This window comes from Clostridium sp. AF36-4 (assembly GCF_003435975.1).
Classification (GTDB): domain Bacteria; phylum Bacillota; class Clostridia; order Lachnospirales; family Lachnospiraceae; genus Eubacterium_F.
The window spans coordinates 1-352 of the sequence record NZ_QTVH01000054.1 but is presented as its reverse complement, the minus strand read 5'-3'; the positions used below and the strand labels follow the sequence as shown (position 1 = coordinate 352).

Sequence of the window (352 nt, the reverse complement as noted above, 5' to 3'; positions counted from 1 at the left end):
TTCCTCCTTTTCCTTCTGTTGTCTCAATTAATTCTTTTGCTTTCCGATATCTCCTGTCATTTGTCACCGCAGACAGCCAATCTAAAAATGCTTCCGGGTGGTCTAATTGAAACTCCGTTGTTTGGAAATATTCATCCAGTTTTCTTCTGTCATTTCCACAGGACAGATAACGGACTATGTATTTAAAATCCGATTGATACTGGCGAATTGTCGTTTCCGGCTGACTTGCAAGGTTAATAATACAAATGGGATGCTTAGGAATCCATTTTGTAAGTTCTTCACCAATATCTTTCGGAAACTCCAGCATATCATTCAGACATCTTGGCTTTCCCCATTCATTCTGACTGTAATT

The 352-nt window shown here is 38.9% G+C and carries 1 protein-coding gene; it reads right to left on the bottom strand.

The genetic code is table 11. The annotated features are described in order from the left end of the window. On the bottom strand, positions 1 to 352 hold a 352-nt coding region (locus tag DW005_RS13955; protein WP_207658751.1), incomplete at both ends, for a hypothetical protein.